9 protein-coding genes are annotated in these 9236 nt (G+C 57.1%); 3 read left to right on the forward strand and 6 right to left on the reverse strand.

The window, feature by feature from the left end:
* Positions 1 to 30: 30 nt before the first annotated feature.
* From AACY50_RS26890 to hemJ, 4 genes are all read right to left on the reverse strand, one after another.
* Positions 31 to 819, reverse strand: coding sequence for an SDR family NAD(P)-dependent oxidoreductase (locus tag AACY50_RS26890; protein WP_339539595.1), 789 nt, complete (start codon positions 817 to 819; stop codon positions 31 to 33).
* A gap of 61 nt (positions 820 to 880) precedes the next feature.
* Positions 881 to 1831, reverse strand: coding sequence for a DUF805 domain-containing protein (locus AACY50_RS26895; protein WP_339433328.1), 951 nt, complete (start codon positions 1829 to 1831; stop codon positions 881 to 883).
* Between the two features lie 78 nt (positions 1832 to 1909).
* Positions 1910 to 2878 carry an NAD(P)H-dependent flavin oxidoreductase gene (locus AACY50_RS26900; RefSeq protein ID WP_339433329.1) on the reverse strand — a complete coding sequence of 323 codons (969 nt, stop codon included), beginning with the start codon at positions 2876 to 2878 and terminating at the stop codon, positions 1910 to 1912.
* Between the two features lie 33 nt (positions 2879 to 2911).
* Positions 2912 to 3340, reverse strand: coding sequence for a protoporphyrinogen oxidase HemJ (gene hemJ / locus AACY50_RS26905; protein WP_339433330.1), 429 nt, complete (start codon positions 3338 to 3340; stop codon positions 2912 to 2914).
* A gap of 134 nt (positions 3341 to 3474) precedes the next feature.
* Between hemJ and argC the strand changes: the two genes are divergently transcribed.
* Positions 3475 to 4509, forward strand: a complete 1035-nt coding sequence (gene argC, locus AACY50_RS26910; protein WP_339433331.1) for an N-acetyl-gamma-glutamyl-phosphate reductase — start codon at positions 3475 to 3477, stop codon at positions 4507 to 4509.
* A gap of 167 nt (positions 4510 to 4676) precedes the next feature.
* Entirely contained in the window at positions 4677 to 5027 is a 351-nt protein-coding gene (gene erpA, locus AACY50_RS26915) for an iron-sulfur cluster insertion protein ErpA (RefSeq protein WP_060541601.1), read from the forward strand.
* 74 nt (positions 5028 to 5101) lie between these two features.
* Here erpA and AACY50_RS26920 read toward each other — a convergent pair whose 3' ends face one another.
* The gene (locus AACY50_RS26920; RefSeq protein WP_339539598.1) at positions 5102 to 6193 is read right to left on the reverse strand and encodes an anhydro-N-acetylmuramic acid kinase; all 1092 of its coding nucleotides are present in this window, start codon (positions 6191 to 6193) and stop codon (positions 5102 to 5104) included.
* A gap of 3 nt (positions 6194 to 6196) precedes the next feature.
* A complete protein-coding gene (locus tag AACY50_RS26925) occupies positions 6197 to 7612 on the reverse strand; it encodes a peptidoglycan DD-metalloendopeptidase family protein (RefSeq protein ID WP_339433336.1) in 1416 nt (471 codons plus the stop codon).
* 212 nt (positions 7613 to 7824) lie between these two features.
* Here AACY50_RS26925 and tyrS point away from each other — a divergent pair, with 212 nt between their 5' ends.
* Complete coding sequence (gene tyrS / locus AACY50_RS26930) at positions 7825 to 9030, forward strand: tyrosine--tRNA ligase (protein WP_339433333.1); 1206 nt, start codon at positions 7825 to 7827, stop codon at positions 9028 to 9030.
* Positions 9031 to 9236 lie beyond the last annotated feature (206 nt).

A 9236-nucleotide genomic window follows, 5' to 3' on the forward strand; every position in this document is an offset into this window, starting at 1 on the left:
GGCCCGCCCAGTGTTTTGCCGTAGGACAGTTCAGCGCGGGCAGTAAGCCTTGTTGACCATGCCGACGAGGGTGCGATTGAGCCAGCGCGAACCGAGTCGCGGCAGAAACGCGAGCCAGCGATTGCGCCGTCCTGGAATGATGATCGCGCGGTTTTTTTCCAGTGCGCGCACGGTGTATAGCGCGACTTCTTCGGGACTCATCAGCATTTTGCTGTCGTTGAGTTTGTCGTTGTTGAGCTGCGCGGTGCGGAAAAAGGCTGTGCGGGTAGGGCCAGGGCACAGAACCGAAACTTTTACTGCGCTCTGCTTGAGTTCCACGCGCAGCGCTTCGGAAAAATGCAGGACATAGGCCTTGCTGGCGTAGTACGTGCTCATCCACGGGCCGGGATTGAACGCGGCAATCGAGGCAACGTTGAGAATCTGCCCGCCACCCTGCAGCGCCATGCTGTTGCCGATCGCATGGCACAAGCGGGTGAGGGCGAGGATGTTGACCTCGATCAGATCCTGTTCGGTCATCCAGTCCTGAGCCAAAAAGGGGCCACAGGTACCGATGCCGGCGCAGTTCACCAACAGATCGATCTGTCGGTCACCTTCTTCCAGCTCCAGCAAAAAACCGGACAGGCGCAACGGCTCGCCCAGATCGCAGGCGCGGAACAGCACCTCGACGCCGAAGCGCTGGGTCAGTTCGATCGCAATGCTTTCCAGCTGATCACGCTGTCGTGCCACCAGAATCAGGTTGCGGCCGCGCCGGGCCAGCGCTTCGGCCATGGCCAGGCCGATTCCGCTGGAGGCGCCAGTGATCAGAGCGTAACGGGTCATGCCATTCTCCATCGCAACAACTGCGCGCCAGCGACGCGGGTGTCACGGCGGTGAGCGCTGTTCATTCGTTCGCAGAGTCTACAGGGGCCTGCGCGGCTTCGGCTGCCTCGTCAGCGGAATTTGCTGCCGGCTCGACTTCGACATCGATTTCGTCGGTGGTCACAGAGCCGCTTTCGTAACTGCTTTCCAGGGTGCTTTCGTATTCCTGCTGAACCGCCGAGATTCCACCGAGTATTGCGCCCGCGAATATCAGCGCGACAAACACGATCCACAGGGAGCACAGCACTTTCACTGCGGTGCTGTTGGGGGGCGGTGGAGGGCCATAGCGATTGGCGACGGTATTGCCGGGGACGGCCATAATCACCAGCGGGAAGAAACTGCCCACGAACGGTACAAGGTTCAGTAACCACAGCCAGCCTGACCAGCCGATGTCGTGCAAACGTTGAACGGTGAACAGGATGCTGACAATCATGAATCCCAGAAACAGGAAAAAGGCAAAGATGCCGCCGATGATCAGTCCGGTGGTGGAGTCACTGCTGACCAGTCCCAGCGCAATCAAGGCGAACACGCCGACGATGGGCATCGTCACCAGGCTGAGTACCATCGTCCAGGCCAGAAAGCGTAAACGTCCAATCCTGCCTTCGACGCTGAATGGTTTGAGCGTGGCGAATGGCGGCAGGCTCTCGCCTACGCTGGCGCGAGGTGGTGCATAGGGTGAGTCCGGTTCTGCCACGCCAGCGGATTGTTCGTGGACGTCCGATAGCTTCAGCTCAATGGCTGTTTCTGTTTCGATGCGCGCATCGATCCCGGTTTTGCTCAGCGCTTGCAAATAAGCTTGGGCATCGCCATGGGACAGGTCGCGTTTGAGTGCCACTGTACTGCCATTGAACAGACGCTCGATGGCGGTCACTTCGGTTTTGAACAGATCCGCCAGATTGAGTTTGGCAGTGGTGATATCGACACCGGGCTGTAGAGCGCCGTCGAAAACGATCTTGTAACGGGTGTCGCTCATGAGCGAGGCATCCTTGTCGCGAGTAGATTGAAAGGTCGTTAGTGTAAGGCCTGTCCACCAGGGACGGGCGCAATTTTCTCAGCGAGGCCAGCGTTTGGGCAACTGCGCTGCGCGCTCCTGGGCCTGGCGGTACTCGGCATCGAGGCGCGCGATCAACTGATCCACGCTTGGCAGATCATCGATCTGTCCGACACCTTGACCGGCAGACCACACGGTTTTCCAGGCTTTGGCTTCGTCGCTTATCGGTTTGAGCTTGTCGCCGAAATTCACTTCACCCTTGCCTTGTAGCGCGGTCATGTCGAAACCGGCCGCCTCCAGGCTTTGACGCATGAAACTGGCCGGCACCCCCGAGACCGCGGGAGTATGAATGATGTCTGCCGCTTTGGCTGTCAGCAGCATCTGCTTGTAGGCGTCAGGTGCATGACTTTCAGTGGTGCCGATAAATCGCGTACCGAAGTAGGCCAAATCCGCGCCGAGCATCTGTGCAGCAAGAATCTCATGCCCATGGTTCAGGCATCCTGCAAGCAACAACGTTTTGTCGAAGAACTCACGGATCTCGGCAATCAGTGCAAACGGGCTCCAGGTGCCAGCATGACCACCGGCGCCAGCCGCGACCGCAATCAAACCGTCGACACCCGCCTGGGCAGCCTTCTCGGCATGACGGCGGGTGGTGACGTCGTGGAAGACCAGACCGCCATAGCTGTGCACGGCGTCGACCAGCTCCTTGACCGCGCCGAGACTGGTGATGACGATGGGCACCTTGTGCTCGATGCAGATATTCAGATCCGCCTGCAAACGCGGGTTGCTGTTGTGAACAATAAGGTTCACTGCGTACGGTGCCGGGTTGCTCAGTGTCGCCAACCCCGCTTCGATCTGTTCCAGCCAGGCTTTGAAACCGCTGCTTTCGCGTTGGTTCAGCGCCGGGAAGCTACCGACCACGCCATTACGGCAGCAGGCGATCACCAGTTCAGGGTTGGAGATCAGAAACATCGGCGCCGCTACCACTGGCAGGCGCAGACGTTGTTCGAGCAGAGCGGGCAGCGACATTGGAAGTACCCCAAAGTGTTGTGTTCGTTGAAGTTAGAACGGCTTGACCACGACCAGAATTACGATAGCCAGCAATATCAGAACCGGCACTTCATTGAACCAGCGATAAAAGACATGGCTGCGGGTGTTCTCGCCACGAGCGAAACGTTTTACCTGCGCGCCGCACATGTGGTGGTAACCGATCAGCAAGACGACCAGGGTCAGTTTCGCGTGGATCCAGCCCCCCTGGCTGAAGATGCTCGGGTTGAGGTAGATCAGCCAGCCGCCAAAAATCAGCGTAGCGATCATTGCCGGGCCCATGATGCCGCGATACAGCTTGCGCTCCATGACGCTGAAGCGTTCCTTGCTGACGGTGTCTTCACTTTGCGCGTGATACACGAACAGTCGCGGCAGGTAAAACAGCCCGGCAAACCAGCAAACGACGCTGACGATGTGAAAAGCCTTGATCCACAGATAGAGCATTTTGGTTTTTCCCTCATTCACGGTAAGCCGGATAGTAGAGGCTTGAGCGTCCGCACGTCACCTTGATGGTTGTCGCAGGCGCGCGTGGCCCCTATTATCGACGGCTTTCCAGTGGGTTCGTTGAGGGCAGGTTTATGGTCAAGGTCGGTATCGTCGGCGGCACGGGTTACACCGGTGTCGAACTGCTGCGTCTGTTGGCGCAGCATCCGCAGGCAGAAGTGGTCGTGATCACTTCCCGATCCGAGGCCGGTCTGCCCGTGGCTGACATGTACCCGAACCTGCGCGGACACTACGACGGCCTTGCGTTCAGCGTGCCCGATATCAAAACGTTGGGCGCTTGCGATGTGGTGTTTTTCGCGACGCCGCACGGTGTGGCTCACGCACTGGCAGGTGAATTGCTGGCCGCAGGCACCAAGGTCATCGACCTGTCTGCGGACTTCCGTCTTCAAGACGCTGAAGAATGGGCAAAGTGGTACGGTCAGCCTCACGGTGCTCCGCAGTTGCTGGATGAAGCTGTCTATGGCTTGCCTGAAGTCAATCGTGAGCAAATCAAGAAAGCACGCCTGATCGCGGTGCCGGGTTGCTATCCAACCGCAACACAGTTGGGTTTTCTGCCGTTGCTTGAAGCCGGTCTGGCCGACACCACGCGTTTGATCGCTGACTGCAAGTCCGGTGTCAGCGGTGCAGGTCGCGGCGCGGCTGTAGGCTCGCTGTACTCCGAGACGTCGCAAAGCATGAAGGCCTACGCGGTGAAAGGTCACCGTCACCTGCCGGAAATTCGCCAAGGGCTGCGTCGTGCAGCGGGCAAGGATGTCGGTCTGACGTTCGTTCCTCACTTGACCCCGATGATCCGTGGCATTCATTCCACGCTCTACGCGACCGTGGTTGATCGCTCGGTGGATCTGCAGGCATTGTTCGAAAAGCGTTATGCCGATGAGCCGTTCGTCGATGTGATGCCAGCCGGCAGTCATCCGGAAACCCGCAGTGTGCGCGGCGCCAACGTTTGCCGTATTGCGGTTCACCGTCCGCAGGATGGCGATCTGGTTGTGGTGTTGTCAGTGATCGACAACCTGGTCAAAGGCGCGTCGGGGCAGGCGGTGCAGAACATGAACATCCTGTTCGGCCTGGACGAGCGTTTCGGTCTGTCCCACGCCGGTATGCTGCCGTAACCTTTCGGTTGCACAGTAAAAAGGCCCGTTGAACGGGCCTTTTTGCGTTCTGAACCGCCGATCGGCTTGATTGATATACCGTAACAATAGTTGACCGATTTTCTCGGACAAGCGGATAATGCGCGTCATCACGCATTATGGCGGCGTAACGCCGGGAGATAGTCAGCATGAGCGTCGAATCCTTCACCCCCACGGCTTTGCAATTCACCCACGGTGCCGCGCACAAGGTGAAGAGCCTGGTCGATGAAGAGGGGAATGATCGCTTGAAGCTGCGCGTATTCGTTACGGGCGGCGGTTGTTCAGGGTTTCAATACGGTTTCACCTTCGATGAAGAGGTGGCAGAGGACGACACCATCGTCGAGCGCGAAGGCGTGAGTCTGGTGGTTGACCCGATGAGCTTCCAGTACCTGGCCGGTGCCGAGGTGGATTACCAGGAAGGTCTGGAAGGTTCGCGTTTCGTGATCAAGAACCCTAACGCCACCACGACCTGTGGTTGCGGATCTTCGTTCTCGATCTGAACGCACTTCGCTGTACACAGCAAAACGCCGCAGAGCCTCACGGTTCTGCGGCGTTTTGTTTTCTGTGAGTTGAGTCAGGCCGGGTAGATGGCGCCAAGTACTCGAAAGCCGCGGGCGCCGGTGACACTTGGGCGGTTGGCGGCAATGCCTTCGAGACAGCAATGGGCCAGCCAAGCGAAAGCCATGGCTTCGACCCAGTCCGGGTCTACACCGCGCGTGGCGGTGCTGGCGACTTTTGCCTTCGGCAGCAGATCGGCCAGTCGCTTCATAAGCGTGGCATTGTGCGCGCCGCCACCGCAGACCAACAGTTCTCTGGTATCGGATTGAGCGCTTTGCAGCGACTCAACGATAGTCAGCGCAGTCAGCTCCAGCAACGTGGCCTGGACGTTTTCAGCAGCAAGCTTCGGTAGGTGCGAGAGGTGCTGCTCCAGCCAAGGCAGATTGAACACTTCCCGCCCCGTGCTTTTCGGCCCTTTGGTCACGAAGAAAGGGTCGCTGAGCAGTGCTTTGAGCAGGCTTGGTTCAACGGCGCCAGTGGCTGCCCACTGACCATTGCGATCGTAGTTTTCTCCGACTTGTTGTTGAATCCAGGCGTCCATCAACACGTTTCCGGGGCCGCAGTCGAAACCGGCTACAGGCTTGTTCGGCTCGATCAGGCTGAGATTGCTGAAACCGCCGACATTCAAGACAGCCTGGTTGCCGGTACGCTCTTCGAACAAGGCTTCATGGAAGGCTGGTACCAGTGGCGCGCCTTGGCCTCCGGCAGCGACATCGCGGCTGCGGAAGTCGCTGACCACGGTGATCCCCGTCAACTCTGTCAGCAGGGCTGGGCTGCCGATTTGTACGGTGAAGCCGCGTGCGGGCTCATGGCGAATGGTCTGGCCGTGACTGCCTATCGCGCGTATGGCTTGAGGTTGGAGCTTCTGCTGATCGAGGAGGGTGTGAATGCCCCGAGCGGCGAGCTTTACCCAGTTCTGCTGTGCAATCGCAGAGCGGGCGATCTCGTCAGGGCCGCTGGCGCACAAGCCAAGTAGCTCGGCGCGCAGGGGGTCAGGCATAGGGATGTAATGCGAGGCGATCAGTTTGATCGCCGGGGCAAGTTCGATCAGCGCGATGTCCAGGCCATCGAGGCTGGTGCCTGACATTACACCGATATACAGGGTCATGGCTTAACGCTTGCTCGAAGCCAGCATTGTGGCCTTCTCTTTATCCATGCGTGCCATCAGCGGCTGGCTCTGAGCCATGAAGCGAGCGCGCTCGGATTTGGCGATCGGATCGGCCATTGGCAGCTTTTGTCCCAGTGGATCGACGTGAACGCCGTTGACCTGGAATTCATAGTGCAAGTGCGGACCGGTGGAGAGGCCGGTGGTGCCAATGTAGCCGATCACTTGGCCCTGCTTGACGGTACCACCGGTTTTTACGCCTTTGGCGAAGCCTTGCATGTGGCCGTAAAGGGTACGGTAAGTATTGCCGTGCTGGATGATCACTGTGTTGCCGTAGCCACCGCGACGGCCGGCCAACAGCACTTTGCCGTCACCGGCAGCCTTGATGGGGGTGCCGCGTGGTGCTGCGTAATCGACACCTTTATGAGCGCGGATCTTGTTGAGAATAGGGTGTTTACGTCCCATGGAGAACTTCGAGCTGATGCGGGCAAAGTCCACCGGGGTACGGATAAACGCCTTGCGCATGCTGTTGCCGTCAGCCGTGTAATAGCTGCTGTTGCCCTGTTTGTTGGTGTAACGAACTGCGGTGTAGGTCTTGCCTCGGTTGGTGAACCGCGCGGACAGGATCGGACCGTTGCCGACAGCTTTGCCGTTAACCACTTTCTGCTCGTAGATGACGTCGAAATCATCACCCTGACGGATGTCCTGCGCAAAGTCGATGTCATAGCCGAATACGTTGGCCATATCCATGGTCAGGCTGTGAGAGAGACCAGCACGCGCAGCGGACTGCGACAGCGAGCTGTTGATGACGCCGTGTGCATAAGCAGTGCGAACGGTAGGTTTCGCGATAACACGGTTGAAGGAATAACCTTTGTCATTCTTGGTCAGGGTGATGGTTTCGACATCACTGACCTTGCTGTGAAGGCTGGTCAGTTGCCCTTCCGGATTCAGATCGAATTCGAGTTTCTGGCCGTGTTTGAGCTGGCTGAATTGCTTGGCTTGCTTGTCACTGGCCAGTACTTCATGCACGGCCGAAGCCGGCAGCCCCACCTTTTCGAATAATGTGGACAGCGTATCGCCCTTGGCGACGACGATTTCACGGTGTCCGGGGTCTTTCGGTTTTTCGGGGGGCTGAGCTGTCGCAGAGGCGGTTTCAGGGGCGTTTTCGCTACTGTTTTCTACCTGTGCAAATGGCGAAGCTACTGGCTCGTTTGTGGCTTGAGCCGCGTCAGCGGCGTCTTGATCTTGTGCCAGTTGATCAGCAGGACTTTCCAGTTCAAGGCTCAGGGTTGTCTTTTTGGCTTCAACATCACTGGAAGGAAATACCAGGAGCGCCAGGCTGAGAAGGGCGGCGATTCCACTTGCGGCGAGCAGGTGGGTCTTCGGGTAAAGCGGCGGCGCTTTAGACTGTTCTGTGGTCATAAGTAATTTTGACTTTGAAAAATGATGAATTGGAAAAGATGAATGACATGATGAAGATGAAATAACTGTATAAAATATAACCAAATCATCTCTGAAGCAAGTCTACAGACCTCGCGTCTGTGGATTGGTGTCCGTGCGCCGGGCAAAACTTGTAATTGGTGCGCGATCTTGTATGGTTGGTTCCCTTTGAATCTGAGCCTTGCGGGTCTGTTATGAAGTCGGTTGAAGAGCAGCTAGCGCTGATTAAACGTGGTGCGGAAGAACTGTTGGTCGAGTCCGAGCTGGTCGAGAAGCTCAAGCGTGGCCAGCCGCTGCGTATTAAGGCTGGTTTCGATCCAACCGCTCCCGATCTGCACTTGGGTCACACCGTGCTTATTAATAAGCTGCGCCAGTTCCAGGAGCTGGGGCATCAGGTGATCTTCCTTATAGGTGACTTTACCGGGATGATCGGTGATCCGAGCGGCAAGAGCGCAACACGGCCGCCGCTGACTCGTGAGCAGGTTTTGGAAAATGCCGAGACATACAAGACTCAGGTGTTCAAGATTCTTGATCCGGCGAAGACCGAAGTTGCGTTCAACTCCACCTGGATGGATCAGATGGGGCCGGCAGATTTCATTCGTCTGACTTCGCAGTACACCGTTGCTCGCATGCTTGAACGTGATGACTTCGATAAGCGATACACCACCAATCAGCCGATCGCGATTCACGAATTTCTCTATCCGTTGGTTCAGGGTTATGACTCTGTCGCTCTGCGTGCGGATGTCGAGTTGGGTGGTACCGATCAGAAGTTCAATCTCCTGATGGGGCGTGAGTTGCAACGTGGTTATGGTCAAGAGGCTCAGTGCATTCTGACTATGCCGCTGCTGGAAGGGCTGGATGGCGTGAAGAAAATGTCCAAGTCGCTGGGCAATTACGTCGGCATCCAGGAGGCGCCTGGTGTCATGTACGGCAAGCTGGTTTCTATTCCGGATGCGCTTATGTGGCGTTACTTCGAGTTGCTCAGTTTCCGTACCATGGATGAGATTGGTGCGTTCCGTGCTGATGTAGAGGCTGGAGCCAATCCGCGCGATATCAAAATCAAACTGGCTGAAGAGATCGTTGCACGCTTCCATGGTGAAGAGGCGGCTGCCAATGCTCACCGCGCAGCGGGTAATCGTATGAAGGATGGCGAGTTGCCGGATGATCTGCCGGAGATCGAATTGGCTTCTGCTGAAGATATGCCAATCGCTGCTGTCCTTAACAAGGCGGGCCTGGTGAAGAACTCCGCTGCTGCACGAGATCTGCTGGCTTCTGGTGGTGTGCGGGTTGATGGTGAGGTGGTTGATCGCTCCTTTATATACGTACTGGGGGCGACTCACGTTTGCCAGGCCGGTAAGAAGGCATTCGCGCGTATTTCGTTGAAGTCTGAGGGGAATTGAAAATAGGTGTTGACGGCGAATTCCAGACGTCTATAATTCGCCCCACTTCCGGCGCAGTCGAAACGAAAAACTCCCTGAGATTCAATGAGTTATGAAGTTTTCGGCAGCAAGTTGCTTCAGTTCATCGAAGCCAGAAAGAAGTTGAAAAAGAGGTGTTGACAGCAGCGTGTAACGCTGTAGAATTCGCCTCCCGCTGACGAGAGATC

Origin of the sequence: Pseudomonas sp. RA_15y_Pfl2_54, assembly GCF_963971015.1 — a bacterium.
GTDB lineage: Bacteria > Pseudomonadota > Gammaproteobacteria > Pseudomonadales > Pseudomonadaceae > Aquipseudomonas > Aquipseudomonas baetica_A.

Bases quoted from the DNA above. Each gene is read 5' to 3' on its own strand.
- erpA (WP_060541601.1), top strand. From the start codon at position 4,677: ATGAGCGTCGAATCCTTCACCCCCACGGCTTTGCAATTCACCCACGGT.
- AACY50_RS26895 (WP_339433328.1), bottom strand. From the start codon at position 1,831: ATGAGCGACACCCGTTACAAGATCGTTTTCGACGGCGCTCTACAGCCC.
- AACY50_RS26920 (WP_339539598.1), bottom strand. From the start codon at position 6,193: ATGACCCTGTATATCGGTGTAATGTCAGGCACCAGCCTCGATGGCCTG.
- hemJ (WP_339433330.1), bottom strand. From the start codon at position 3,340: ATGCTCTATCTGTGGATCAAGGCTTTTCACATCGTCAGCGTCGTTTGC.
- AACY50_RS26890 (WP_339539595.1), bottom strand. From the start codon at position 819: ATGACCCGTTACGCTCTGATCACTGGCGCCTCCAGCGGAATCGGCCTG.
- AACY50_RS26900 (WP_339433329.1), bottom strand. From the start codon at position 2,878: ATGTCGCTGCCCGCTCTGCTCGAACAACGTCTGCGCCTGCCAGTGGTA.
- AACY50_RS26925 (WP_339433336.1), bottom strand. From the start codon at position 7,612: ATGACCACAGAACAGTCTAAAGCGCCGCCGCTTTACCCGAAGACCCAC.
- argC (WP_339433331.1), top strand. From the start codon at position 3,475: ATGGTCAAGGTCGGTATCGTCGGCGGCACGGGTTACACCGGTGTCGAA.
- tyrS (WP_339433333.1), top strand. From the start codon at position 7,825: ATGAAGTCGGTTGAAGAGCAGCTAGCGCTGATTAAACGTGGTGCGGAA.